This window comes from uncultured Nostoc sp. (genome assembly GCF_964247315.1).
In the GTDB taxonomy this organism is placed as follows: domain Bacteria; phylum Cyanobacteriota; class Cyanobacteriia; order Cyanobacteriales; family Nostocaceae; genus Nostoc.
Genome location: NZ_CAXTTT010000106.1, coordinates 1 through 26883, shown reverse-complemented (window position 1 = coordinate 26883; position 26883 = coordinate 1). Strand labels below are relative to the sequence as shown.

General features: G+C 41.5%; 18 protein-coding genes, 1 tRNA gene and 1 pseudogene. 11 read left to right on the top strand and 9 right to left on the bottom strand.

All coding sequences use genetic code 11. From position 1 onward, the window contains the following. Positions 1–320: 320 nt before the first annotated feature. Complete coding sequence (locus tag ACFE93_RS26185; RefSeq protein ID WP_375477652.1) at positions 321–1310, bottom strand: TniQ family protein; 990 nt, start codon at positions 1308–1310, stop codon at positions 321–323. A gap of 50 nt (positions 1311–1360) precedes the next feature. Beyond that, positions 1361–1534 carry a helix-turn-helix domain-containing protein gene (locus ACFE93_RS26180; RefSeq protein WP_375477654.1) on the bottom strand — a complete coding sequence of 58 codons (174 nt, stop codon included), beginning with the start codon at positions 1532–1534 and terminating at the stop codon, positions 1361–1363. A 407-nt stretch (positions 1535–1941) separates the two neighbouring features. Between ACFE93_RS26180 and ACFE93_RS26175 the strand changes: the two genes are divergently transcribed. The 4 genes from ACFE93_RS26175 to ACFE93_RS26160 are packed head-to-tail and all read left to right on the top strand — an operon-like array spanning position 1942 to position 7032. After that, positions 1942–2121 carry a hypothetical protein gene (locus ACFE93_RS26175; RefSeq protein ID WP_375477650.1) on the top strand — a complete coding sequence of 60 codons (180 nt, stop codon included), beginning with the start codon at positions 1942–1944 and terminating at the stop codon, positions 2119–2121. Positions 2122–2163: 42 nt separating this feature from the next. Beyond that, entirely contained in the window at positions 2164–4491 is a 2328-nt protein-coding gene (locus ACFE93_RS26170; RefSeq protein WP_375477648.1) for a TnsA endonuclease C-terminal domain-containing protein, read from the top strand. A gap of 2 nt (positions 4492–4493) precedes the next feature. Further along, the gene (locus ACFE93_RS26165; protein WP_375477646.1) at positions 4494–5645 is read left to right on the top strand and encodes an ATP-binding protein; all 1152 of its coding nucleotides are present in this window, start codon (positions 4494–4496) and stop codon (positions 5643–5645) included. Further along, positions 5635–7032: a TniQ family protein gene (locus ACFE93_RS26160; RefSeq protein WP_375477644.1), complete on the top strand. Its 1398-nt coding sequence runs from the start codon at positions 5635–5637 to the stop codon at positions 7030–7032. Before ACFE93_RS26165 ends, ACFE93_RS26160 begins: the two co-directional genes overlap by 11 nt. 163 nt (positions 7033–7195) lie before the next feature. Here the strand turns inward: ACFE93_RS26160 and ACFE93_RS26155 are convergent. From ACFE93_RS26155 to ACFE93_RS26145, 3 genes are all read right to left on the bottom strand, one after another. Then, positions 7196–7269, bottom strand: a tRNA-Val gene (locus ACFE93_RS26155). A 224-nt stretch (positions 7270–7493) separates the two neighbouring features. Further along, positions 7494–8114, bottom strand: coding sequence for a hypothetical protein (locus ACFE93_RS26150; protein WP_375477642.1), 621 nt, complete (start codon positions 8112–8114; stop codon positions 7494–7496). A 218-nt stretch (positions 8115–8332) separates the two neighbouring features. Beyond that, the gene (locus ACFE93_RS26145) at positions 8333–13414 is read right to left on the bottom strand and encodes a CHAT domain-containing protein (RefSeq protein WP_375477640.1); all 5082 of its coding nucleotides are present in this window, start codon (positions 13412–13414) and stop codon (positions 8333–8335) included. A gap of 207 nt (positions 13415–13621) precedes the next feature. Here ACFE93_RS26145 and ACFE93_RS26140 point away from each other — a divergent pair, with 207 nt between their 5' ends. Then, positions 13622–15430 (top strand): ShlB/FhaC/HecB family hemolysin secretion/activation protein, encoded by a 1809-nt coding sequence (locus tag ACFE93_RS26140; protein WP_375477638.1) that lies wholly within the window; start codon positions 13622–13624, stop codon positions 15428–15430. A gap of 330 nt (positions 15431–15760) precedes the next feature. Then, entirely contained in the window at positions 15761–16015 is a 255-nt protein-coding gene (locus ACFE93_RS26135) for a hypothetical protein (RefSeq protein ID WP_375477636.1), read from the top strand. Between the two features lie 343 nt (positions 16016–16358). On the opposite strand, the pseudogene ACFE93_RS26130 reads toward ACFE93_RS26135, so the two are convergent. After that, positions 16359–16542: pseudogene (locus ACFE93_RS26130) on the bottom strand (VOC family protein); the annotation flags it as partial. 201 nt (positions 16543–16743) lie between these two features. Between ACFE93_RS26130 and ACFE93_RS26125 the strand changes: the two are divergent. From ACFE93_RS26125 to ACFE93_RS26110, 4 genes are read left to right on the top strand one after another with little or no spacing between them, the layout of a single operon-like run. Continuing rightward, complete coding sequence (locus ACFE93_RS26125; protein WP_375477634.1) at positions 16744–17367, top strand: DUF3859 domain-containing protein; 624 nt, start codon at positions 16744–16746, stop codon at positions 17365–17367. 5 nt (positions 17368–17372) lie between these two features. Next, positions 17373–19130, top strand: coding sequence for an asparagine synthetase B family protein (locus ACFE93_RS26120; RefSeq protein WP_375477632.1), 1758 nt, complete (start codon positions 17373–17375; stop codon positions 19128–19130). A 32-nt stretch (positions 19131–19162) separates the two neighbouring features. Continuing rightward, a complete protein-coding gene (locus ACFE93_RS26115) occupies positions 19163–20380 on the top strand; it encodes a diaminopimelate decarboxylase family protein (protein ID WP_375477630.1) in 1218 nt (405 codons plus the stop codon). A gap of 15 nt (positions 20381–20395) precedes the next feature. Next, positions 20396–21661, top strand: coding sequence for a hypothetical protein (locus ACFE93_RS26110; protein ID WP_375477628.1), 1266 nt, complete (start codon positions 20396–20398; stop codon positions 21659–21661). A 98-nt stretch (positions 21662–21759) separates the two neighbouring features. Here the strand turns inward: ACFE93_RS26110 and ACFE93_RS26105 are convergent, their stop codons facing one another. Further along, positions 21760–22605, bottom strand: a complete 846-nt coding sequence (locus tag ACFE93_RS26105; protein WP_375477626.1) for a DUF4351 domain-containing protein — start codon at positions 22603–22605, stop codon at positions 21760–21762. Between the two features lie 137 nt (positions 22606–22742). Next, positions 22743–23318: a hypothetical protein gene (locus ACFE93_RS26100; RefSeq protein WP_375477624.1), complete on the bottom strand. Its 576-nt coding sequence runs from the start codon at positions 23316–23318 to the stop codon at positions 22743–22745. Positions 23319–23651: 333 nt separating this feature from the next. On the opposite strand from ACFE93_RS26100, the gene ACFE93_RS26095 reads away from it, so the two are divergent. Next, entirely contained in the window at positions 23652–25640 is a 1989-nt protein-coding gene (locus tag ACFE93_RS26095; protein WP_375477622.1) for a S8 family serine peptidase, read from the top strand. A gap of 334 nt (positions 25641–25974) precedes the next feature. Here ACFE93_RS26095 and ACFE93_RS26090 read toward each other — a convergent pair whose 3' ends face one another. After that, on the bottom strand, positions 25975–26712 hold the full coding sequence (locus ACFE93_RS26090; protein ID WP_375477620.1) for an SDR family oxidoreductase: 738 nt from the start codon (positions 26710–26712) through the stop codon (positions 25975–25977). Positions 26713–26883 lie beyond the last annotated feature (171 nt).

Genomic DNA, 26883 nt, shown 5'->3' with positions numbered 1-26883 from the left:
TTGACAGAAATTGGGAAGGGTGTGTCTGTAATTAAAGTTGAGGCAGATGCACTGAGTGCAGATATTCAATCAGCGCTGAAATCAATTGAGCTAGCCTTAAGTGTTATTCCACTACCAGGCTAATTGAAAACGATTTTTAATTACTATTTAGTTTACGAAGATATTAAATAACAAAATTGATACATGATCTAACAAGTCGCTGTACCGGAACGCCGCAAGTTGATCAGTTGACTAGCAAAGGTTATCTGTGTCCTGAGATAGCATCTTGTGTGAGCATTAAGCTTTGTGCCATTGCTTTATTACCGCTAAAAGCAGAAAATTTACAACTTTAATTCCAGACTAAAATTCCCGAACAATATCTTACCCAATTCCTTAAAATCTGACCCAAACAATTGGGATACACTAATCTTCGCCTTCTCGCACACAGGAATAATCAATTTCACCAAATGATAAGGTTGACTTTGATTTCTTGTTGAGGCTATCCTCAATGATTCCATGATCCCACCTAAATCTCCCAATAACTTTAAATCTTTTCCAATTGCTTGTTCAAACACTAACAAAATTAATTGTAATTTTCGGGTTAAGTCGATCGAGATGGGTTTATATCCTAATAGGGGAGTAAGTGCAATTAATTCGCTAATTCCTTGAATATTAACTTGAAATTTCTCTATTTTCTCTTCGCCTTTAATTTCCTGTCCTAACCACCCGTAACAGCGAGAACAAGATCCCGCAGGTGAAAACCTAGCCATCACAGGTAAACGCGAACCACAATGAGGACATTTTTCTATTAATCGCTGTTTGTGAATCAAACAAAATTCTACATCCATAAATGACCATAATAATGGTTCATAAATAGTTTTGTTCTCCTGCATCCACTCTTCCCAACAACAAGGACACCAAGCGCGATAGTTCCGAAATAACCCCTTGTCATAAATCATTCCTTTCCAGCTTAAAAGGGTCAAAAAGCGTAAATCCTGACGCATTGTTAACTCTTCTAAGACAGTGACTAACTTTCCTGTCATTTCTCGCATTCCGTTGATAGTCGGTTTAGCATCCCTATTTCCCAATAGGTGACTCAGATTTTTTGCCAATAGCTCAGATTTATCCTTATCTTTGAGGATAAGTGGCGCAATTTCTCCCATAACGAGCTTTTGAGAGGTTAAACAATGCGCCTGCGCCAAACGATGGAGATAGCTACTAAGACTTTCCGTGTAGGGAGTTCCCACCGCCACAGGTTCAAGAAAGAATAACCGACTCCGTTGCGGGATTTCTAAAGGTTTTAGGTTCCAATGTTCTGAATAAATAGTCATCCCTCTTGGATTAACCTAAACGCTGGTACTTAAGTTTTAAAAGCCGAATTTCAGGGATTAGTTTTCGATTCACTCTTAACCTCAATACCGTAATTAATAAAGAAATCGGAGACAGATATCTCCAAAGCTGCCGCTAACTTAACAATATTTTTTAACGAAGGGTTACGCTCTCCGGTTTCGATGCCTGAGATGTAGTTGCGATGAAGTCCTGACTTTTCAGCCAGTTATTCTTGGGATAAATCTAGCTCTCGCCTTCGCCGCCTAATCGCTTTGCCAAAGCGGTACTCAATACTGTAGTGTTTCTGCGTCACAAAACAATACTGAACTAGTATCGCCGTTAAATCCATCTACTATCAGTGGATTTTTGCACACTATAAGTGTTATAAAGTTAAGTACTATAACATCAGACAAGCAAGTTCCTAACTTTATGGTCTTATTTTGATAGATTCATAAAATCAAGTGCAAAGTGCTTAGTAAGGACTATATGAAAGAGTAATTTGAACAATGGGTTGCTCGCCTTCAAATATCCGAGGCAGGGCACAAAATTATTGAGAAAGTTCGCTCATCTGAGCCATCCCGTCGCGTTGGTGGCGGTAGCAAAAATGTTTCGGGACGCTACCCTAGCCGCAAGATGGGAGTCACGATTCAATTTGAGTCTCATAGGGTTGAACTGCCAATTATCTATCAGTTAGAACACGATGAAGATGTTCTAGAATTCTACGATCAACCACCGCAAATTAAACTTGACTATCAAGCAAGTAACGGACGTAAATTAGGCGTTTTACACACCCCAGATTTATTTGTCATCTGAACCAATTCGGCTGGTTTGGAAGAGTGTAAAACTGAGCAGGATTTGAAAAAACTAGCAGAGAAAAACCCCAATCGTTACTTTTACTCTCAAGAAGATAATCAATGGCATTGCCCGCCAGGAGAAGACTATGCTAACCAGTTTGGGCTTTATTACCGCATTCGTTCAGATGGCGAAATCAATTGGGTTCTGCAACGTAACCTGCAATTTTTAGAAGATTATTATCGCTCAGAATCCCTAGCAGTGGAAGAAACAATTGCTCAATCATTACTTGCAATTGTGTCATCTCAACCAGGAATAACTTTAGCAGAATTACTTAATCAGTCAACAGGAGCTAAATCTGACGATATCTACACCTTAATTACTCAAGAGCAAATCTATATTAATTTAAATGCTACACCACTTGCTGAACCAGAAAGATGTCTAATCTTCCGCGATGAACAAACTGCTGGTGCTTATAGATTAATGGTTGAGCAACCAAGTGTAAGTCTTCCGGCTATCTCTCCTGTAGTCAATATTGTTACCGGAACGCTTGTTAGTTGGGACGGCAAAGGTTTAAATATCATCCATGTTGGCGAAACAGAGATTATACTTGGTGCAGAAAATAATCAGTTAATTGAACTCAAAAAAGCTGTATTTGAGAATCTGGTTCGCCAAGGAAAAATTACAAGTCTCCAAACACCAGAAAAAACAGCTATTAGCACAGAATCTTGGCAGCGATTTTATCAAGCTAGTCCTGAAGACCAAGAAGAAGCCCTTGAACGCTACAAAACTATCAAACCTTACTTAAATGGACATCCCCCAGAAAACGAAACAATACCAGCCCGTACCATTCGTTACTGGAAAGCTAAATATCTAACTGCACTTCAAAAATACGGTTACGGCTACATTGGGCTTTTGTCCCATCGCAGTGTCAAAGGTAATCGTCAGCGCAAACTGCCCGAAGACACCTTAGCAGTTATGGAGAAGTTTATTTTAGAAGACTATGAAACTCTTAAACAAAAAAGAATGTTGGAGGTTCACGGGGCTTTAGTTCGAGCTTGCGAAAAATCTGGTGTAATTGCTCCGAGCTATAAAGCATTTACTCAAGAAGTAAAACGCCGTACTGGTTACGAACAGACTAAAAAACGCCAAGGTCATCGTGCTGCTTACCAGCATGAATCGTTCTATTGGGAGCTTACTACAACTACCCCAAGACACGGCGATCGCCCCTTTGAAATTGGACATATAGATCATACTCAGTTAGATGTAGAGCTAGTTTGCTCTCGTACAGGTCGCAATCTTGGCAGACCTTGGGCAACATTTCTCGTAGATGCTTACTCACGGCGATTGCTGGCAGTTTACATAACTTTTGACTCACCCTCATATCGTTCTTGCTTAATGGTGCTAAGAATTTGTGTCAAGCGTCACGGTAGGCTTCCCCAAATTGTAGTGGTAGATAACGGTGCAGAGTTTCACAGCCTTTATTTTGAAACACTACTAGCTACTTTTGAATGTACAAAAAAGCAAAGACCCCCAGCCAAAGCTCGTTTTGGTTCGGTTTGCGAACGCCTATTTGGAACTTCCAATACTCAATTTGTCCATAACTTACTTGCTAATACACAAATGACTCGTAACGTCCGCCAAGTCACCAAGTCAGTTAACCCTAAAAATCAAGCTGTATGGACACTTGGTTTACTTTATGAATATTTTTGTACTTGGGCTTACGAAGTTTACGATACAGACGAACATCCGGCACTTTTCCAGAGTCCGAGGGATGCGTTTGCTGCGGGTATGGCGACTGGTGGCAGTCGGGTTCACCGCATGATTTCTTACGATGAAAACTTTCAGATTCTTACCCTACCTACAACCTCAGAAGGAAAAGCAAAAGTTCAAGTTGGACGCGGCGCAAAAATTAACTCAATCTACTACTGGTCTAATAGTTTCCGCGATCCCCAAATTGAAAATACCTCTGTGCAGATAAGATATGACCCGTTTAATATTGGTATCGCTTACGCCTTTGTTCGAGGACAGTGGGTAGAATGTATCTCTCAATATTATGCAGAACTCCAAGGTCGCTCAGAAAAAGAACTGAAGTTAGCTAGTATCGAATTACGCAAACGCTCCTCAAGTCATACACAACAATCTAAAGTTTCGGTTAAGAATTTAGCAGAATTTTTAGCATCGGTAGAAGCTCAAGAAGCTCTATTAGAACAGCGTTCCTATGATGCAGAAGTTAAGGAAGTCTTTAGGGTAATCGAGGGCGGAAAAGCTACAACAAGCCGCGACGAACAACCAAAGGTTATTCAAGTTTCTTTTGAAAATACTGATACTCAAGTAGCTGAAGATGAAGCGCTCGTCCCAGAGACACTTGTAGTTTACGAGGAGTTTTAATTATGACAAAATCTACTGGATTTCCGCTTGAACTCCTCAGACTACCTGCTCCAGAAAGGCTTGCCTACTTTGAGAATTACACCGTAGCGCATCCTCGACTTAAAGAAGTCTACGAAATTCTCATGCGAACAATTGCTGAACCCGCAGGAGCATCATTTATCTTTGTTTATGGCCCTAGCGGTATCGGTAAGACAACTTTGCGACTCCGCGTCGAGCAGAAATTAACAGAGTTAGCATTACCTAAACTGGAAAGCGATCGCGGTTGCGTTCCTGTTGTTGGAGTTGAGGCTGTAGCCCCAGAATCGAGAAACTTTAACTGGAAAGATTACTACACACGCGCCTTAATCGCTTTAGAAGAACCGCTAATCGATCACAAGTTTGATTATGGTGTGCGTGGTATCTCTCGCGATAATTTTGGAAAAATTAATGTTGAGTCGAAAGTAGTTGCACCTGCTCTACGCAGAGCTTTAGAAAATGCCCTCATCCATCGTCATCCAGACGTATTTTTTGTAGATGAAGCACAACATTTTGGCAAGATGGCAAGCGGATACAAGCTACAAGATCAATTAGACTGCCTCAAATCTGTGGCAAATATGACAGGCATTTTGCACTGTCTATTAGGAACATACGAACTACTGACATTCCGTAATTTGAGCGGTCAACTCTCACGTCGTAGTGTCGATATTCATTTCCGTCGTTATTGTGCTGACAATCCAGAGGATGTACAGGCTTTTAAAAGTGTATTGTTGACTTTTCAACAGCAGATGCCACTTGCAGAGCATCCAGATTTAGTTACTCATTGGGAATATTTTTATGAACGTACATTAGGATGTGTTGGCATACTGAAAAATTGGCTAACACGCGCTCTTAAAGATGCTCTGGATCGACAAGCAACAACAGTCACTCTCAAAGACTTACAAAAACGTGCTTGGTCGGTTGCTCAGTGTCAGAGAATGTTCAAGGAAATTCAAGAGGGCGAACGACAATTATCTGAAACGGAAACAGATATACAAAACTTACGCTCTGCATTAGGACTTGGCGCAAAACCAATTGTGCTACCCGAAGAAACCCCAAAAACTACTCGTCCGCCAGGAAAGGTTGGCAAACGCAAAGCTAAAAGAGATCCCATCGGAGTGCAGCAAGATGTTAGCTAGTGTATTAGAAACATACGAATCTTGGGATTTAAAAAAGGTTTCCATTCCATCTCGCAGTCGTTTGTATCAATTACAGCCTGTTGGCATTAGAACACCAATGGTGGAAAGTCTTACAGGATATATAGAAAGATTAGCGGAAGCTCATTGTATACCTCCAGATGTATTAATTTCACGAACAATCACACCACTACTAAAACAAATATTTTTGAAATCTCGAACTAGTAGAGATTTACGTTCTCTTTTCGACCGTGCCACAGCTATAAATGGTACAGGGAATATAGTAATAGATTTAGTACAAGCACTTCAGAAGTTAACGCTTATAGAAGATTTGCACTTACTGACCCTGCTATTTTGGTCTGAAATTATTCCCACGCGCAATTTGTTTCGTACCCAAAGCGCTTGGTGTACTGTATGTTACGAAGAATGGCGTTTAGCTAAACAAGTAATTTATAAACCGTTACTTTGGACTATAAATTCAGTAAAAGTATGTCCTTTACACAAAATATATCTATGTTTGCAATGTCCTCACTGTCAGCAAGAGTTGCCACTACTAAGTTGGCGATCGCGACCTGGTTACTGTTCCAAGTGTGGTGGTTGGCTAGGTATGAATCTTCCTGTCAAGTCCTCCTCAGAACTTACGGATTGCTCAACTTTATCTAAAGAAGAATTACATTCGCAAACTTGGATAGTAGAGGTTATTGGAGAATTAATTTCTTCCACCCTATCTTTTAACTCTCCACCAGCAAAAGAAGAAATTGCCAAATCTTTGAGTCTAGTCATAAATGCAGTGACTAATGGCAATATAGCTGAGTTTGCCCGTTTGATGGGAATACCGAAGAATACTTTATGGATGTGGCAGACGGGTAAAGCTTTACCAGTGCTTGATATACTTCTCAAAATTTGTTATCGCTTAGAAATATCTCTGCTAGATTTACTAAAACCAGAACAACTTGCTGCTAAATCTTTTACGAAAATCTCACACAAAACCATTCGGCGATCGCCCACACTAAGAGCATCTCCAAAACTTTTCGACGCTAATCAAATACAAGATACCTTGCTAGCAATCCTTGCAAGCGACAACCAGCCACCACTGACAATGAAAGAAGTAGCTACACGTCTAGGATATAATAGACGGACAGTTTTCAGCCACTTTCCAGATTTATGCCGTGCCATTTCTGCCAAATACCGTAGTTATGGTAAAGCATGTCACACAGAAAATATACAGCAGTCTTGTAGAGAAGTTAAGCAGATTGTACTTAAGTTGCATAATCAAGGAGAATACCCCTCAGAAGCTCGTGTGTCTGAAATAATGACTCATCCTGGATATCTCCGTTACAAACAGGTTCGTGCCGCTTTAAATGAAACACGACGTGAAATTGGAGTGTAAAGCTATTAAATTTAAAAGGGCAGAGTAAGTTGGCTTTTTTCTCTACACCTGGAAACATTGGAACCATAACCTTGCCGCCCTTTATTGGAAGCATAAGCTTGCCGTTGCGGCAAAGTTATGGGTAAAGTCACAACAAATAATTAGTCACTATACAGTACAACAATGGACGTAACTGGATTCGAACCAGTGACCTCTACGATGTCAACGTAGCGCTCTAACCAACTGAGCTATACGTCCTTAACCACACAATTATCGATAATAGCATATACTTCTCTGATAAGGCAAGATAAAAGACTAAATCAGGCGAACTCTATCACTCCCTAAATAATCAAGCGCAGATGATATGAAGTATTTGTTTGATTTGTAAAGGAGCTTGCACCACTTGCTACAAATCAAACAAATAAGTCAAATTCTCTTCCCTTTTGCCTCCAGCAAGACTACCTAATTTCCTGAAAGCGTCTTTAAGTTTCTCGAATCCAAAATGCCAATCCTCCCCCACGACCGCGAGCTGCAATGAAATCTTGTGTCACTAAAAAGAAGCCAAAGAAAGGTAGTTTCGCTATAGGTTGGTTGTAGAAATCTTCTGTCTGAACTTTACCAGCACGGATTGCTCTGTTGTAAACAACACGACCAAACAAACTGATAATCATCTGGTTAAAGTCAAACGCTAATAAATTTTTCTTACCGAAATATTGCACTGGCCCCGTGAGCTTCAGTGAAACTGGGTTAAACTCAACCTGATTAGCAATTTCGCCTCTGTCTGAATCCTGTTCCAAAATGGCATTAAAGGAAACATGGATTGCTATAAACTTGGGTACATAGAAACCGTTGCCTAATACAATTCCCCCGCTACCTTTGTTTTTCTTAGTGCCAGTGACAAAGCAAAGTTGCCATTTACCGAGAAGGAACTCAAACGGATAAGTCAACCGTTGCTGCTTGGCAGTTTTTTCTGCTTGTAGCAACGCCTTTACTAATATTTCAGCACTAGGGCGTATACGTTGTGGTTGTCGATACGTAACCGCAGCTTGGGATAGCACGGTAATAAAGTCAAATGTCGCTGTAGGTGTTAAATTAGCTGTCATGAAGCCACTCTGGATTTAACTATTTCTTTGATTTTCTGATAGATTGTAGCGTTCATCTGCAAGAAGGCACATCTTTCAACCGTAGTATCCGCTACAAGTATGTCGTTCGATTTAAGTTATTAATGGTAATATTAATTCTGCGTTTAACTCACGTTAGGTTAATAGCAACAATAAAAATCTTTTTCTCCCCCTAGCTCTCTGACTCCTATTCTCTACCTTTACCAAGGATTGCCAACCATTGTAAATCCAGCCCAATAATAAGGATGCATAAGTGATTCATCAGCACTGTCAGCAGGTAAAGGCAAATTCCCAACTACTCCTAAACCTTGCACTTGTCCATCCTTTACATAAATTTGCCCTTTGACCATAGCTACCTGAGCCTGTCTGAGAGCTTCTGCCTTAATTGGAGATGTTTTTAAGTTGTCATAAAATTTTGTCATCAACGCTGCTGTGCCAGCATCATTAACCGACCAAAGACTAGCAACACTAGTTTTCACACCTGCTAGCACTGCTAAACCCGCAAATCCCAGTTCGGATTCTTCATCCCCTAAAGCTGTTCTACAAGCACTCAGCACCATCATCTCGACTTGGGGTTGATTCAACTTTAACTGTCGTAACTGGTTCAAGCGTAACTTGTCCTCCCACAGCTGAATATAGGAGTTGCTCAAGACGCCAGTAACAAAATCTGCATGGGTTGCCATGTGAATAATCCCAAAAGGTTGTTGGCGACGAACACTTTTGAGATTATCTAAGGTGGCTTGCTTGTCTAACAATAATTTGCCTCCCCAGAGTTTGGACACTAGTGTTGATAATTCAACGGGAACTCCTGGTAAAGGTTCTTGTCCCTGAGTACTTTGAGAAACTCCCAGCGCTAAAATTTGAGATTTTCTAATGTCTGTATACACGGTGTTAGTCAAGCTGAGACTGGGCATCAAGTCAATACTGTATTTTTCTACCAGAAATTGCTTACCGTCGTGAAGTGCTGCCATTGGGGTTGAACGTAACCCGACGTCTTGTAGAAAGACTAGATTGCTAATCCCTTGCGCTTGTAAATCTGCCTCCACTGGTGCAATAATCCAGCGATAAAGTTGTTGAGATGAATGCAAATAACCAGTGCGGCGACGGTTTTGTGGACTAACGATTTGGTCACGAAATTCTTGAACTACTTTTAGAACTTTAGCTCTGGTCGCTTCTGGGATGCGCTTGCGGATGGGGTCGCCCTTTGCGGTTACTACCACCAATTCTAGTTGGTCATTAACTTGCTCTGCTTCGGTATTCAACTGTTTAGTAAATTTCGCTCCGCCTGAATTTGGCGGTGGTTGAATTTCCACAGGGACAAAACTGGTGTAGATAAATGCAGGTTTAACGCCAGTAGCTTTCTCAATATTGCCAGCAATCTGTTTGGCATCATCCAATGTTTTGATTTTAGGAGTGGGGATGCCTAAATAGTTGGCAATGTCATTTGTGAAACCACCTTCGGCAGTAGGATCGGCATTAAGAACAGGGAGATCAGGTCTAAAGCTAAGGAGGTTAGGGTTAGGGTTAGGGTTAGGTGGTACTGAGTTGCACTGGAATGTGCAGGGGGGAGGAGTCGGGATAACAGTCGGCCTAGTAGTTGGGGTAACAGTTGGGGTAACAGTTGGGGTAGGAGTCTGACTGACATTGATTCCTACTTGTACAGGTGCAGAAGAGGAAACGCCGTCATTTGCACTAATTACAAAGGCATTTAGTGACCCATTAGTATCTGCCGGAGGTGTGTACACCAAAGTATCACCACTAGATAAGGTAGTTACACCAGGGATCACGGGAGCGCCATTGACAGTCAGATTTCCCGCATTTACTGCATCAAGTCGGATAGTGGTAATGTCATTATTAGCATCTGTGACTACGGCAGCCAAACTGCCGAAAGGCAAGGTCACTGGCTGATTTGTCTGGGTATCAGGTAGCGATGAGTTTGCTGTTAATGTCGGCGGGGTGTTGACGGAAGTAATGGTGATACCCGTTGGAGTGCCGTTAGCATCTCCACCATTAGGCAAGACTGGAAAGCTATTTGAAGCGATGATTAAATTGTCGCCTGTATTAATTGACCCTGCTGTGCCATTCACACTTGCATCACCTACGGTAAATGGCACATTGTTTGAGCCACCATCGTGTTGAATTATGACAGTACCTCCCGCAAGAGGTTGAGCGATAAAACCTATCTCACCAGGAACATATCCACCAGTTGCGATCGCTTCATCCGTTCCTGTTCCTTGAATGAGTCCGTTGGTTAGTACTTGCACATTGCCACCTTGAACAGTAGTGTTATCACCACCGAAATCGGCTGCTATGGCCTGAGTGTTGATGGTGGTAAAACGAATATTGCTGCCAGCAGTTTTGGTAGTCTGTAAAGTAACGTTGCCACCTGTAGCACTTGCATCACCATCCACGTTGGTGGTGATCGCTGAGGTATTAATCGCACCATTAACGGAGATATCATCTGTGGCAGTTAAAGTGACCGTACCAGCTGTACCAGTAAAATTGCCACCTCCTTCCTTGACTACAGACGAGTTAATTGCCCCTGTTATGATACTGCCACCCGTGGTTGTTGCAACCACATTGCCACCCGAACCAGAGATAAAAGCATCATTGGAAGAAGAATTAATCGTACCTGTAAGTATATTGCCTGCGGCACTTAAAGTCACCGTTCCAGCCGGATTAGTAAAGGAAAATTCTTGATTTTGACTAGTGTCGAGGTTATTTAGAGTAATTCCACCACCAGTACTTTGGACTGTAATATTACCGCCAGCATAGCCCTGTCCACTGGCGATAATGTCGCCTGCAGTAATGTTGCCGTTCGCAGATAAATTGATATTACCACTATAGCCAGTAGTATTACTTGTATCTAAATTTCCCAAAAATAGGCTGGCTCCTGAAATGCTGATTGCTTGTCCATTTGTCTGGATTGTGTTGCTGGGATTAGCAAAGATTACAGAACCAGTTTGTGAGGTCAGGTTGAAGCTACCGCCATTGCCTAAGTTTAATGTGGCAACACCAAGGGTAGTCACTCCGGGTGTGACTCCCGTAATATTATTGATGGTAATATTCCCTGTGGCTTGTAAGTTGATATTTGCGCCGAATCCCGAAGCTGCGATCGCACCCCAAGAAACGGTGTTAGCCCCCCTATCTGGAAGGTCAAACGCTACATTGTTAGCTGTATTATCAAAATTGTCTAAACTGTCTGCGATCGCGGCTGGGGCGTCGATAATGGTCAATGTGCTGGGGTCTAGTAATAAGGTGCCAAAGTAGCCATTGGGGGCTGAAGCATCTACTAAACCCTTAAAGATCAAGAAATTTTTGCCTGATACTTCTACAAAGCCACCATTCCCAGAATTTGCTCCTCCACGATCTGAAATGTTACCAAAAAACTGGGTTGTGTCGTTACCCCAAACAATTACCCGTCCGCCGTTTCCATTCAAATTGCTATCGGCATTAATGACAGATTTTGAGTCTACATAAGTCCGATCTGCATTGGGTAAAGTCCCCTTACCTTGATAATCTCCACCAATTAGCACAGTACCGCCGCCATTGTTTCCAGAGGCGTTAATATTGGCATCAATCACCGCGACTTTTTTACCCAAAGCAGTTACAGTACCGCCTGTTTGACTCGCTGCATTCACTGTCCCAGAAACAATCGTTGTACCTGGTGTTGTGGGAATTGTGACATTAGAGCCTGTCAATTTTACAGTTCCATCAGGATTGGCAGTTAACCCTGTGTTACCAACTGTGAGTAGTTCCGGTAAAGAGGCGATGGGAATTGTCCAGTTATTGGGTTGGTTGCTACTAGAGGCGAGGGGCTGAATTTCTAGACTTAGCAGATTTCCTGGTTGACTGAGACGCACCCAATTTTGTCCTGGTACTGATGTAACGGTAATCTGCCCTCCGGGTGCCGAAAGTTGCCCAGTGTTGATTACAGTACCGCCTAATAAATTCAAATTTTGCCCACTACCTACTACCAAATTTCCAGCATTTGCGATCGCTCCCGGCTGGTTCATACTAAAGGCAAATCCGTTGGGGTTTCCAACTAAAGCAGTGTAATCATTAACACCGATGGCGTTAAACCAACTGCTGCCAAAGCCAATACCGTTAGCTGTTGTGACTGTGAAAGCACCAGGGACATTTAAGCTGGCGTTGGCTCCAAAAATAAATCCGGCTGGATTCATCAAGAAAAGGTTAGCATTGCCACCTGTCACCTGAATTAAGCCATTGATGATGGAAGGATTCCCGCCTGTAATTCGACCAAGGATATTTTGCAACGCCGGATTAGCTTGAAAGTTAGCGATTTGTTCTGGTGAAATCCCAAATTGTTGAAAGCTGTGAAAGAGGTTTGCACCATCTTTAGAAGTTGTACCGCCATTGATATCAAGTCGATTGCCGTTGGGAGTCACAATTGTACCTGTACCATCGGCAGCAGGAACTATTTGTTGTGCTTGGGCTAATCTGGGACTTACCAGCGAGGCAATAACTAAGACTGAAGCGGCGATATTAGACAATAAAGATTTTTTGCGCCGTAATATGAAGCGACCTGTGGGCAATTCTACATCGATTTGTAACTTGTCTGCTAATCCGCGTCGCCAAAGTGCTTGAGCGATCGCCTTTTGCGACCAGAGTATTTGTTCTTTTTTTCTAGTAATAGAAATGTTTTGGAAATGATTTCGATATAAGTAGAGGGGCTGTTGAACTTGGCGCACTTGAGTTACTTCTGAAAGTCGTAAACACAAGTCGTAATCATAAGCACTACCAGCAAAGGACGCGTTGACACCTCCCACGCGGTCGTAAACAGAACGGCGCATGAGGCGGAAGTGAAAAGTCATGAAGTCCACTAACAGACGTTCTTGAGAGTAGGGAATGTTACAGCGATGACCGTAGCCAATCACTTTGCTGTCTCGATCAATATTTAAGTAGTTGGTGTAAACAAATCCCGTTTCTGGGTGGCGGTTAAGAACTATAGCGGTTTGGGCAAGGGCGGTAGGGGCTAAGATATCATCACTGTCTACAATACCAATGTAAGCGCCACTAGTTTGAGCGATCGCTCTTTTACAAGCCGCAGCAACTCCTTGATGGTGTGCTTGGACTACCCGCACTCGTCCATCTTGTTGAGCATAGTTGTTTGCGATCGCCACCGATCTATCTGTAGAGCCATCATCCCAAATTAGTAGCTCAAACTCTTGCCATGTCTGCGCTAAGACGCTAGCGATCGCTTCTTCAAGGTAAGACGCCCGGTTGTAATTGACGATGACAATAGAGATCGGTGGTGACATCGAAGTATTCCCAAGTTTTCTACCTCTTACCACAATATAATGCTAAGGACTATTACTTAGAAAAAATCGCTGTTAATTATAGTTTTAGTTACAAATCTTCTGAAATCTGAATGTCAAAAATATGATATTGAAATATTTATATAGCAATAGCATAGTCAAAAATCAAAATCAGCCCAGTCGTTAGATAAGACACCCTACTGAGGATAAATGAGAAAAGAAACAGAAACTGGTGTTCAGCTTAGAGCAACGACTCAGCAAAGAAGCGTCTATTTATCTCATCAGTTAGACACTTGGCATTTGGTAACTACTAAATGCAGTAAGCACAGTTTCAGTTTTCGGTGCGGCTTGCTAATTTTGCCTGCGGTCTGGATAGTAACTGCAAATGGACTTAGAGCTACAGCCAATATTTTTACACCAGACTCGGTTCCAAATAACAGTCAGTCAGAGTTACAAATAGTACAAGAAACAGAACCTACTCCAGCAACTAACCCACAACCAGAGATACCACAACGCATTCGGGTTCGCAAAATCCAGGTTGTAGGTAGCACAGTTTTTAATGAAAATGACTTTAATCCAGTAGTGAAACCGTTTGAAGAACGGGACTTAACTTTAGAAGAAATTAGACAAGCCGCAGATGCTGTTACCCAGCTTTACCTAAATAAAGGCTATATAAATTCCAGAGCGATTCCAGATACTCAACAATCTAGTACCGCAGATGGTGTTGTGGTAATTCGGGTATTAGAAGGACGTTTGACAGAGATTAACATCGAAGGGACGCGACGATTAAAATCTTATATTCGTAGTCGCATTCAACTAGGTGCTGGTATTCCTCTCAATACTGGTAAGCTTGAAGAACAACTGAAATTATTGCGACTCGACCCCCTATTTACAAATGTGGAAGCGCGTTTGCGTCCAACGGGTAAGGTTGGTCAAAGTATTCTCGTTGTCAGAGTTGAAGAGGCAAACCCTTTAACTGGTAGCTTGGGTGTAGATAATTATTCGCCTCCTAGTATTGGCGCAGAGAGATTGGGTGTTGAATTGCGCGATCGCAATTTAATCGGTATGGGAGATGAGTTAGCAGGCTCCTATTACCACACGCTTTCTGGTGGTTCCGATGTGTTTGATTTTAGCTACCAGGTTCCCGTCAACGCCATGAACGGCAAAGTGCAGATTCGAGCAGCATTTAATCGTAACGAAATCACTGAGCCACCCTTTGATGCCTTTGATATTAAAGCAAACCAGGATCTTTATGAAATCAATTATCGTCAACCATTGATGCGATCGCCCAGAGAAGAATTTGCCCTATCTTTAGGATTTACCTATCAAGATGGTCAAACCTTCCTGTTTGATAACCTCGCAACCCCCTTTGGCATTGGGCCTGATATCAATGGCGTTAGCCGCACCAGTGTAATTAAATTTGGTCAAGATTATCTCAAGCGCGATCCTCAAGGAGCTTGGTTTTTGCGATCGCAATTTAATTTTGGCGTTGATATATTAGATGCAACTATCAACAATCACCCCATACCCGATGGTCGCTTTTTCAGTTGGCTAGGTCAAGTCCAGCGCGTGCAGCAACTAAGCAACGATAATCTATTGCTCATCCAAGCAGACTTGCAGCTTACACCAGATAGCCTTTTACCTTCCCAACAATTTGTGATTGGCGGTGGACAATCTGTAAGGGGATATCGCCAAAATATCCGTTCTGGGGATAATGGATTTCGGGTGGCGATCGAAGATCGGTTTACAGTGCAGCGTAATGAATCTGGATTATCGACAATTCAACTTGCGCCATTTCTAGACATGGGAGCCGTCTGGAATCAGTCTGATAATCCCAATCCGCTACCCAATCAAACTTTTTTAGTGGGCGCAGGCTTAGGATTATTATGGAATCAGGCAATGGGAATTGATCATCTCTTTTTGCGGCTAGATTATGGATTTCCATTTATCGATCTGAGCGATCGCGGTAATAACGCTCAGGATGATGGTTTTTACTTTAGTCTTCGCTATCAACCCTAAATAAAATCTATGGTAATCATAACTAATTCTGCGGACATGATATTATTTTAGCCGCATTTGAGCTAGTCGATTTTAATCAGCAATAATCCTATTTCACTTACTTATTTTGGTGTTTTCCGCAAAGAAGATGCCATTTGACTGACTCCTTTTGATAGAGGACGCGATTATTTCAGTATTTTCCACAGTTAATTACCTGCCCTTCTGATTTATTCTAATATTGAACTAAAAAATGAACTTCTTTCTTCAGGAATTTGAATGTTATCCTGTGTATGTACACAAACAGAGGAATTCTAGTTTATAAATTTAAGAAACAATTACAAAACAAAACTTATGACACAATCTAACTCGCAAGACAAAAACAGCTTTCTTTACCCTCGTAGCCGGTATTATGGTAAATTTCAGCCAGAGAACCTGGTGTTTAATGCCAACCTCCAAGAATTCTCTCAAAAAATTAGTTACATCACTTCCCTAGAAACAGGGGGTAAATTGTCTCAGGAAGAAGCTTATGAGCAAATTAAGTCACTTTGGAAAGAGTTGAAACATAGCAAAAAACAATTGTCTATTGGCAAAAATCAAGAAATTTAAACTAATTACCAGGAGGTATTGGAAATTTATTAAATCTATTACAAAAAGACTTGAACCGCCCAAAAATAAATTTTTGGGCGGTTTTTCGGCTTTTGCAAGAAGTGTCTTTTTCGTCATGTTAATTCTAGTAGTTACAGGTAATACCAATTCTGTTATGTTATGTTAATTTTATTAGTTACAGGTAATACCAATTCTGTATAAAGATGTGCCAAATTATATAAAGAATAAACTGCATAGACGCAAAGCCAATACGCTTCGGTTAAGGTTTTTTGATGAAAATTCTAGATCGCTAAAGATGCAATAAATCATTACAAAGACGCGATAAATCGCCGTCAAGACAAAAGATAGAGCGTAAAGACGAATTCACCCCATATAATTAATTGATAGGCTACATGTGCGGTTAATTCACTCACTTCACCAATGCGATAGCCAAATTGCTCCCAATACTGAATTGCAGAAATTGGCTCTGGAATGCTGATGCAGACTTCATAGATACTTGCAATTGTCGTTTGTTGTTCTTGAGTCATAATCAGTGCTGAGTTGGGAGAGACGCGATGAATCGCGTCTGTACAAGAGTGAGAAGTAGAGACGCGATTCATCGCGTCTGTGTTTGCAAAAATATCTTTTAAAGAATCCGAAAAGCAACAACTTTATTTTGTAGCTTATGATGTACCTACAAAAGTGAGATTTAGCGATCGCTATCAAGTTTTTTTAACAGGAGTTAAGCTATGACGCAGCGACTGACTAAAAAGCAATTATCACAAATAGTTACAGAAGTAGATAGTCTGCAATTGCGTCGGGAAGCGGAACTAGACCAACAGCAGGTTAGAGAAATTTTACAGGAGTTGAATTTACCGCCAGAATTACTAAATGAAGCGCTGATTCAATTAAATCGCCGCCAAGCACTAGAGGTACAGCAACGCCGGAATCGATGGATTACTTCTGGAGTGGTGGCAGTTATAGTGGTGGTCATTGCATCTACAATATTTTTCATGCAGCAGCAAAGTTCTACACTTTATCGTGTTTCTGCTCAACAAGACCGCATCACTTTGACACAAGATAATGGCGGCGACTTAAAGACAATTTCTCGCCAAACCAATCCACAAGTGTTGTATCGTGTCACCTTAAAGGATTCACCTTTGGGTAAAAAGTTGGCTCTTTCCTGTAATTGGATTGACCCAAGCGGTCAAATTGTCAAGCAAAACAACTATCAAACCCGCGAGATTAATACCTCTGTCTGGGATACCCAGTGTCGTTACACTATTAACCCAACTGCAACTGTCGGTAATTGGAAAGTGCAAATGTTCCTGGAAAATCGGCAGATTAGCGATGCAACCTTTGAAGTTAAATAGTCCAGATGGGTATCCCACATCACTTTCTTGGCTATTGGGGTTACGGCGCTCAACAGGATCTGGAAACGCTGTTAACTAGTGTTGTGGATGGAAGCGGAAAGGCTTTGAAGTTTTCTGCACAGGAAAATTCTTCTCTTCCCATCTGGAATGTTGTTTACATAGGACTTGATGGCAATTCTCTGTTGCAACAAAATCAAATTGCTGCCATCTTTGCATCAGGATTATTTAGTTCACCCGATGCTTGGGTAATCCAGGAAAACAATTGCCTAATTTTGGGAAGAGAACCTTTCGGAAAGATGCCTTTATATTGGACTGTGCAAGGACAAATAATCTGGTTTGCATCCCAACTGCAATTACTTTTACCGATTTTGCAACAGTCAGAAGTTAGCATTCCTGGGTTATATGGTTATAGCTGTTTTTCTTACGTTCCCACACCTTTAACTCCTATTAATGGAGTGTTTGCAGTTCCAGGGGGGACTGAATTAGTTTGGCAGAGCGATCGCCAATCAGGTAAGCTGCAAACACCTGAATCTAAAAAAATCCACTCGTGGCGGGAAGCGCCAGAACAGTTAATAGATGAAGCTACAGCAATTACTGAATTGCAAACTCTCCTGAAAGACTCCATTGAGCGACAGATTGCCGATTTAAAGGATGAGCCTGTTGGGGTATTTCTCTCTGGTGGACTCGATTCTTCAGTGGTGGCGGCGCTGCTGGTACAAGCAGGGGTGAAAGTCCGCGCCTACACTTTAGATTTTGGTAACGCAGGGATTCCAGAATATCCATACTCTGAACAAGTCGCCCAGTTTCTCAAAATTCCGCTTGTCAAAGTTGCAGTAACCTCAAGTTCGATTGAGAATGCCTTGATTCCAACTGTGCAAGCATTGGATTTGCCCTTTGGAGATGGCGTGTGTGTGCCGTTGTATCTCCTATCTGAGAGGGCGAGTCAGGAAACTCAGGTAATTTTTAATGGTGAAGGTGGAGATCAATTGTTTGCTGGTTGGACGAACAAACCTTTAATTGCCGCAGGTGTTTATCAAGCAGAAAATCCCGCCGGACAGGAAACTTTTATCCAGCAATATCTTCGCACCTTTCATCGTCTTGGGGGATACGAATCTCAAGTTTATCAGCCAGAGGTCTATGCACAGATCCAAAATTTGCATCCTGAAGATTGGTTGTTAACTGCTCTTAATCAAGATGAATGTCCATCTTTGCTGCATCGCCTCCGCCGTGCTAGTTTGATGCTCAAAGGAGCGCAGAATATCCATCCCCGTGCGACTGCATTGGGGTTTGCTCATGGGTTGTGGGTGCGATCGCCTTTTTGTGATTTACCTCTAGCTGAGTGGACATTCCGCCTCTCTGGAGAACTCTGCTTACAGGGTGCTTGTGAAAAATATATCCTCAAACGGGCTGTAGAAAATTGGCTTCCACCCGAAATTGTCTGGCGACAAAAACGTGGTATGGGGGTTCCTTTAACTTCTTGGTGTTTAAATGATTTTTGGCATCAACTAGGCATTTGGCTCAATCCAGAAATACTTCGCGCCAACAATCACTTTTATCCTCACATTGCCGCACAAATCGTTGAAGGCAAACTGGGAGCAGCTATTCAAGGCCGTCGAATTGGTGAAACACTCTGGTTACTAATTATATGGCAACTTTGGCGATCGCACGTTTTAAATGAAGAAATAAGTAAACAGTCTTGGGATCATCCCTTTTGGTTACATCGTTGGCTATGGAGAAATTACAAAATAATTCGTAATTCGTAATTCGTAGTTTACTTTATTAGTATTTTTGGTAAATGGTATCAAATAATTTAACTCAAAATCGTTTTAATCTCCCATTCTCTAAAGAACTTGCTCAGGAGTTACTGAATAACTACGGTTCTCCGCTTTATGTTTATAATGGCGATCGCTTGCGCGAAACTATTGAGCGGATTACCAAAGCAGTCAGTTATCCCCGCACGCAATTTCGCTTTGCCAGTGTTACCAATGGCAACATTGCGCTGTTAAAAATTTTTCGCTCCTTTGGCTGGGGACTTCACGCCAATACGCCAGGAGATATTTATTTAGGATTGCAAGCTGGTTTCGATCCTAGCGAAATTGTTTATAGCGGCAGTAATTTGAATTGCGCTGAGATGCTACAAGTCCTGAATTGGGGAGTTACAACACTCAATTTCGATAGCCTCGCTCAGTTGCAATTATGCTGCGAAGTTTTGCCCAAACACAAAGAAAAATCTATTCGGCTAGGTTTACGCCTCAATTTGCCAGAAATTACTGGAGATAGCCGCATTGGTGTACGTCCAGAGGAATTTGGTGATGCGATCGCTTTAACTGCTGAGGTGGGATTAAAGCTGAGTGGTTTACACTTCTATCGAGGAACGGGAACTAATGCCACAGCCGCTTTTACCCAAGCGATCAATACAGTAATCGCTATTGCACAAAAGTTACCTGATTGGGAATATTTAGATTTTGGTGGTGGCTTTGGCTATCCTTATCACCACAACAAAACAGCCTTTGACTGGGAAATATTTGGGGCTGAGTTAACTAAAAGAATTACTCGTTTAGGACGGGAAATCGATTTGGTGATTGAACCGGGACGAAGTGCGATCGCTGGATGTGCAACTTTGATGGCTCAAGTTGTTTCGGTGAAATGGCAAGGAGAAAAACAGATTGTTGGAGTTGATACCACCGTTGCGAATCTTTCAGTACCCTCAGTACATGGCGGCTACCGAGAAATTATCACTTGGAAGCAAGCAGACAAGCCATTCACAACTGATATTTGTGGTAATACAACATATTCACGAGATTATCTGGGGAAAAATTGCCAATTCCCAGTTTTAGAAATTGGCGATATCATTGCCATTCTAGATGTCGGTGCTTATGGTTATGCAATGTCGTCTCACTTTTTACATCGCCCCAAAGCTGCGGAAGTCTTGCTAGAAAATGGCACGCATCGCTTGATTCGTCGGCGGGAAGATTACAGTGTTTTATTAACAAATCAGGTGTTAGATAACTAACATCAAATAACCATTATGAAGTGTATTAACTGCGGAGCTGATAATAAACTCAAAGACCGGACAGCTAATCAAGGTCGGTGTTTAAAATGCAATCATCTCTTTGCCTTTGAACCGACTAGTATGAGTAATGTTCAAATTACCGATCCTTTTTTTGCAAAGGCGATCGCTGACATTTCTGCAAATAACACCTTATTTTTTACATCCAAGCAACTACTTTATTTTCTAGATAATCGTCTAAGAAAAACCCCAAAGTCAATTTCACGATTCAAGTGGCTATTTCCTTTTATATTTATTAACTTGATTACATCATTAACTATTTTTATACCGCTAATAGTAAATCTAGCATTTATTATTTTTTTTCATGAAAGTAGTAAATCAGCTAAACTCAATCTTGTAAGTCGCAAACAGAATGCGAGTAATTTACAAATTATAGGAGGAATAATTATTTCTATCGGAATCTTACTCAGTATTTCCATAAATTCATTCATATTATTTGTGATTTTTATTATTATAGGAATGCTACCTATATATTTAGGAACTCGACAGCTAAAGCGAATTCAATTATTAGCACAAGAATTTTTAATTTCACAATCTCTGGTTAAAGATTGGCTAAACCGTTGGCAGGAAATCAACGGCTCAATTGTCAAAATTCTTCCTTCTCCAAATCAGGAAAATAAACCAGCAACCGTTAATCCTGATGTAACAGCTTACAGTTTTGATAGATTAGTCGTTTGTGATAGTGCTAGTATTGCTCAACTTTTAATTGCTAATAATTTTCACTTTGAAAATAACTGTGCAATTCTCAGCATTACTAAATATCCCCAAAGCATTTTTGACACCACAATGCAAATGCTGCGCCGCAATCCCGATTTGAAAGTCTATGCAATACATGATTGCAATCCACAAGGAATTAGTCTAGTTTATAATTTGAGAACCAATGCTAATTGGTTTCTCAATAGCGAGATTGCGATCATTGATATCGGATTAACACCACGTCAAATTATCTCTACGAAGCGCGGAATGTTCATTCAATCCTCTCCAGAGTCGGCGCAAGCAGCTAAACAATTACCTGAAGAAATACGTCAAAATTTATCTGCTGAAGAATTAGCATGGTTAGAATCTGGAAAATTTGTGGAATTAGAATCTTTTACTCCCCAAAGAATAATTAAAGTTCTGCAAAAGGGTATTGCTGGCAGTCAAAATTTAGAAAGTGATGACAGTAGCTTGCTTTTATTAGGCGATACAGGAAATGATATGTACGTTGTTCAAAGTTTTGGTTAGTATTCTCATTTAAATTGTGGGGGCAATTCATGACTTGCCTCTATATGGCTAAAGTAGAGTCTCACATAAGATTTGTTTAATTAATTTACAGATTAGACTTATTCAATTTGTTGGTTTAACCAAGCTTCTAAATCAGGAATAGCTGAGAAGTCTAATAAAGCTTCTCCTAACGCCTCCAATTGTTCAATGGATAATCCTTGAACTTGCTCAATAGTAGATGAATCAATCTCACCAAAACGGCGATTTAGTTGACGTATAATTAAACGTTGTTCGCCTTGTTGTACAGCTTGCTCTCGGTCTTGTTGATAAAGTGGTTTTAATCGCATAATTAACTCCCGATCGTCTTCTTCTGAATTTTGATTAACTTGCAAGTTTTGTCGCAAGTTATAAAGTAATTCTAGCGTTGCTCTGCGAAATGGATGATTTGATGATAGGGCTTCTAATTCATCTATAGCTTGTTTTTGTACTATTCCTCGACCAAGAATTCTTAACCATAGAGTTTCTTGGATGCGCGGTAACTGGTGAATTGCAACGATCGCAGTCCGCAAATACTCTGCGATAAAATGTACTCCAGGTAGCCAGTCTACCTTTTGAGTAGCACCGAATCCCGACAGCAGCGTTGTAGATGCTGTTGGGGTAAGTATCCATAATTTGGGAAGTTCTAATTCTGGAATGGAAGTTTTATTGCGATTTGCTTGACGTTGTAATCCACCCCTTACTTCTAATAATTTTAACAGACAATCACAAATTTCTTCTTTTGATGCAGCGTTACGGAAGGGTTCAAAAATAGCTGCTGTAGCGGCAAATCTTCCTAATAATCCTATTGTTTCTAAATTCATGCTTTGTTCTATTAAAGGAGAAAATAAGACATCGATTTCTCGAACTTCTCCCGCCACATGGCTAGAACCTTGCACTTCTCCATAAGGTTTTAGTAATTCTTCCAAATAATCTTTTGCAAATTAGTCATGGATAAATCTAGTCATTAAATCAAAAAAGATTTAGGCAATAGGGAAGTATGGTATTTATATTACCGTCAACTTAGAAGTAAGAATATGTCTAATATGTATACATAATTTTTAATTTATCTCAAACCTCTTTCCATAAGCATTTGAGGTTCGACATTCTCAACATTAGCGATCGCTTCTAACCGAGAAATTCCAGCGATCGCATCAACAATATTACCTGATTGGGCGCGTAACCAAGCGGTATGAGGCGCATAGGAAAGGCTTTGTGCAACTTTGTAACCCGCTCGATTAATTGCCTCGTGCTGCGACTCTACATCAACGCCTTCAGCAAAGCGGATAAAAACCAGTCCAGTTGGTACTGCTACAGAACCATTGGATTCTAGTGTATAAACTGGACTCAATATACCCCGTTCTGATTGATTGGGTTCGCCTGAAAAAACTGCGATCGCACCGTCGTTAAGTCGTAAAATTGCTCCTGTTGCCACAGTGCTGGGTTGATTGTAATGTACTGCATAGTACCCAGGTTTACGAGTGTAGGATACAGTTGTGCGTAGGCGTAGCCCATCATAGGCATCGCTACCAACGCGAATTTGTTCAGGATACTCAGAAAAGTAGTCTTTTTGAAATCTCACTTCACCAATCAGGGGTAGAGAGTACACCTGTAGAAAATACTCAACCGGAAAATAAAACATCTTTCTCAAGTTCTAATGATGTTATAGCGTTTTTCAGGGGCATGAAATACATTCTTTTCATTGTGATTCATAGTTATACGCCCCTACTGATAGTGAAGATTCTTAAAACAACCTGATTTTGAATCTTCTCTTTTCTGGAAAGACTAATCAAAGGTTTGTATGAACTTAGATAGATTAAATTCTGTATCATAGTACACATATAACACATGAAATTAGAGGCATCCATAAAGTAAACGTCAGCCTACGATGGGTGTAGCAAGCTTTAAAAGTAAGGCATAATACGGTTTCTCAATTCCCAATTTCCAATTTTCAAAATATTTAGGAGATTAAACAATGGTTCAGGTTCGCTATGGTGGACAGAACGGCCAACAGTATGAATTTGCTATCAGTAACGAACACGTTGTAGTGCGTACCGAAAGCCGTAACACTATTGTTGGTGCAAGATCCTTTGAAGTCGCACCTGTATCACCCATAGCTCGTAGCATCCTCAATCAATTTGAGTTAACAACACGGTTTCGGCAAGCGGGTGTAGAAATTTTGCAAGCAAAAGTTCCGAATCAGGGTGTCGCTTTGCGCGATCGCGCCCGTGAAATTCTCAACAATGAGTCTGAAGTCCAATTTGCCGGACGTGTCCTCATCGATCCAGTATCCCAACAACCTGTAGTTTATACTGAAAACCTTTTTATTAAATTTGATAGCGAAGAAGAGTCAAGGGTCTGCCAAGAGGTTTTAAGACGTTACAACTTAACAATTAAACGCCAACTTGAATACGCACGAAATGCTTATTTTGTCAGTGCACCTGCAAATACTGGTATAGCGGTCTTTGACATCGCCGAGAGACTTCTAAATGAGGAATCAGTTGAACTGTGCCATCCTGAATTAGCGCGTGAGTCACGCCAACGTCAGGTTTTCCCGCAGCAGTGGCACTTAAAGAAAACAACAATTAACGGTATAATAATTAACGCCCATGCCAACGTTGAAGCCGCTTGGAAGTTGAGCAATGGCACAGGGATGATTATTGCAATTATCGACGACGGTGTGGATCTCGATCATGAAGAGTTCCGTTCCTCTGGCAAGATTGTTGCTCCGCGTGATGTCACACGTAAAACGAACAATCCCAGACCAGGAAATGATAATAACCACGGTACATCCTGTGCAGGAGTAGCTTGTGCAAACGGTAACTTTGGGGCATCTGGTGTAGCACCTGGGGCAAAACTCATGCCGATTCGTTTAGCTTCAGCGCTGGGGTCGCAGGATGAAGCAGATGCTTTTATTTGGGCGGCTCAAAATGGTGCTGATGTTATTTCTTGTAGTTGGGGCCCAGCAGACGGTACTTGGTTTGAGCCAGACGATCCCGTACACAAGCAAAAAGTACCTTTGCCTGATTCCACGCGACTTGCTATAGATTTTGCAATCAATAAAGGACGCAACGGCAAGGGTTGTGTAATTTTATTTGCAGCTGGCAATGGTAACGAAAGCGTCGATAACGACGGCTACGCCAGCTACCAAAAGATAATTGCAGTGGCAGCTTGTAACGACTATGGTACGAGAAGCGCTTACAGTGACTTTGGTCAGGCGGTATGGTGTGCCTTCCCCAGCAACAATGGCGACAGTTCTCAAACTACTGGAATTTGGACAACCGATCGCTCTGGTGTACTTGGTTATAATTCGGGTAATCGAAATCTGGGTGAGGCTTTAGGCAACTATACGAACGAATTTGGCGGAACTTCTAGTTCCTGTCCAGGTGCAGCAGGTGTAGCCGCCTTGATTCTTGCCAGAAACCCAAGTCTGCGTTGGGATGAAGTGCGAGACATTATAAAACGCTCTTGCGATCGCATCGATTCAAATGGAGGTAAATATGATGCCAATGGTCGCAGCCCCTTTTACGGTTACGGTCGAATCAATGCTCTGAAAGCTGTAGAATTGGCCAAGCCTGCTCAAACATCGCCCGTTAGTATTTTCCAGGCAGTGCAAGATATCCTAATAAACGACTTGCAAACATCAACATTGTCGGTGGCGATCGCTAATACCACTCTCCTAAAATCTATCAAAGTTAATGTAGATATTGAGCATACTTATATTGGGGATCTTGTCGTTACTCTTCTTCCCCCAGTGCAAATAGGCATACTTCCCATAGTTCTGCACGATCGCCAGGGCGGAGCTACAGATAATATTAAAACAACTTATGACGAGGTAAACACTCTAAAACTTGCTGCCTTTAAAGGTAAAAGTCCCCAAGGAACTTGGACTCTGGAAGTTGCAGATAAAGCTGAGGGAGATACAGGAAAGATTCGCAGTTTGACCATTGAAATTGGATTTTAAGTAGGGGGCCACAGCTGTGCATTGGTGTCAACTTAAGGTAAAAGGTTAGTTAAGAAAAAGCGTTATAGAGTTGCCCTCATCCCCTAACCCCTTCTCCCAACATGGGAGAAGGGGAACTGGAGAATTATGCGTCACAAGTAGAAGAAAAGCATATAGAACCCATTTGACATATTTGAGAACTACGAATTAAGCGCAAGGCTTGCAAGACAATCTGTTTTTCCAAGCTGGATTTGATGCTTGATACTGTGATTGGCTTGTTTATCAATCGAGAAGAGTTTGGGCTTGCTATTTAATACCCAGATACCCTTGTCTAGAGCATTACCCTGCAATATAGTTAACTTGATGACACCTCAACGACATTTTGGGCAAAGCTTTTATAAGCATCCCCCATTTGTTTAGCCCTCGAGTCAGGAAAGACGTGAAAATCCCCAGCTTTGAGAGCTTTGATTATCCCGTCTGCCACAAGTGCAGGTGGCTGTGTAATCTCACTCAGTCCTGCCGCATCGCTCATATCCGTGGTAATCGGGCCAGGGTGAACACTTAGCACAAACGTGCCCTGCTCACTCAATAGTTCTCGTAATACCTGCGTGATTGAATAGGCCGCAGCTTTTGAGGCAGAGTAAGTGGCAGAGTCGCGGAAACCCTTGAGCGAAGCAACAGAATTGATTTGGGCAAAGACGCCACCTCCATTGGCTTTGAGTACCGGGGCAAACGCCTGAGCCATGTAGATCAATCCATATACATTGATGTTCATCTGAAATTCGAGAGCGGCGATCGCATCTTCAGCTAAGAGAGTTCCACCTTGAAAGACTCCTGCATTATTGATAACTATTTGCACATCTTTGGCAGTTTGAGCGGCAGCAACAATAGATTGAGGATCGCTTAAATCAATCTGAATTGGTACTATCCGATCGCCGTATTGTTCAACCAATGAGGAGACACTGTTGAGCTTACGAACAGCCGCATAGACTTTGGTGGCTCCGTGTTCAATAAACGACTCAACTATCGCCTTGCCGATGCCGCGATTTGCGCCCGTAACCAAAATGGTTTTGTCTTTGATGTCGTAGTTCATTTGGATTTCTCTTTATGATTTTCCCTGATCTAAAAAACCTTGGACAATCGATCTAAGTTAGAGCAAAGAAATTTAGCTCCTCTTTTGAAGAAAGATTACGGCTTCCACCGCTTTTTCTAGCATGGTATCATCCATCATGCGAATTTAACCTTAGCAAGGGGAGGGCTAGGG

What these genes read in the sequence shown, in the direction of transcription:
- ACFE93_RS26185 (WP_375477652.1), bottom strand. Translation starts at nt 1,310, where the DNA reads ATGACTATTTATTCAGAACATTGGAACCTAAAACCTTTAGAAATCCCG.
- ACFE93_RS26175 (WP_375477650.1), top strand. Translation starts at nt 1,942, where the DNA reads ATGGGAGTCACGATTCAATTTGAGTCTCATAGGGTTGAACTGCCAATT.
- ACFE93_RS26165 (WP_375477646.1), top strand. Translation starts at nt 4,494, where the DNA reads ATGACAAAATCTACTGGATTTCCGCTTGAACTCCTCAGACTACCTGCT.
- ACFE93_RS26160 (WP_375477644.1), top strand. Translation starts at nt 5,635, where the DNA reads ATGTTAGCTAGTGTATTAGAAACATACGAATCTTGGGATTTAAAAAAG.
- ACFE93_RS26150 (WP_375477642.1), bottom strand. Translation starts at nt 8,114, where the DNA reads ATGACAGCTAATTTAACACCTACAGCGACATTTGACTTTATTACCGTG.
- ACFE93_RS26145 (WP_375477640.1), bottom strand. Translation starts at nt 13,414, where the DNA reads ATGTCACCACCGATCTCTATTGTCATCGTCAATTACAACCGGGCGTCT.
- ACFE93_RS26140 (WP_375477638.1), top strand. Translation starts at nt 13,622, where the DNA reads ATGAGAAAAGAAACAGAAACTGGTGTTCAGCTTAGAGCAACGACTCAG.
- ACFE93_RS26135 (WP_375477636.1), top strand. Translation starts at nt 15,761, where the DNA reads ATGACACAATCTAACTCGCAAGACAAAAACAGCTTTCTTTACCCTCGT.
- ACFE93_RS26125 (WP_375477634.1), top strand. Translation starts at nt 16,744, where the DNA reads ATGACGCAGCGACTGACTAAAAAGCAATTATCACAAATAGTTACAGAA.
- ACFE93_RS26120 (WP_375477632.1), top strand. Translation starts at nt 17,373, where the DNA reads ATGGGTATCCCACATCACTTTCTTGGCTATTGGGGTTACGGCGCTCAA.
- ACFE93_RS26115 (WP_375477630.1), top strand. Translation starts at nt 19,163, where the DNA reads ATGGTATCAAATAATTTAACTCAAAATCGTTTTAATCTCCCATTCTCT.
- ACFE93_RS26110 (WP_375477628.1), top strand. Translation starts at nt 20,396, where the DNA reads ATGAAGTGTATTAACTGCGGAGCTGATAATAAACTCAAAGACCGGACA.
- ACFE93_RS26100 (WP_375477624.1), bottom strand. Translation starts at nt 23,318, where the DNA reads ATGTTTTATTTTCCGGTTGAGTATTTTCTACAGGTGTACTCTCTACCC.
- ACFE93_RS26095 (WP_375477622.1), top strand. Translation starts at nt 23,652, where the DNA reads ATGGTTCAGGTTCGCTATGGTGGACAGAACGGCCAACAGTATGAATTT.
- ACFE93_RS26090 (WP_375477620.1), bottom strand. Translation starts at nt 26,712, where the DNA reads ATGAACTACGACATCAAAGACAAAACCATTTTGGTTACGGGCGCAAAT.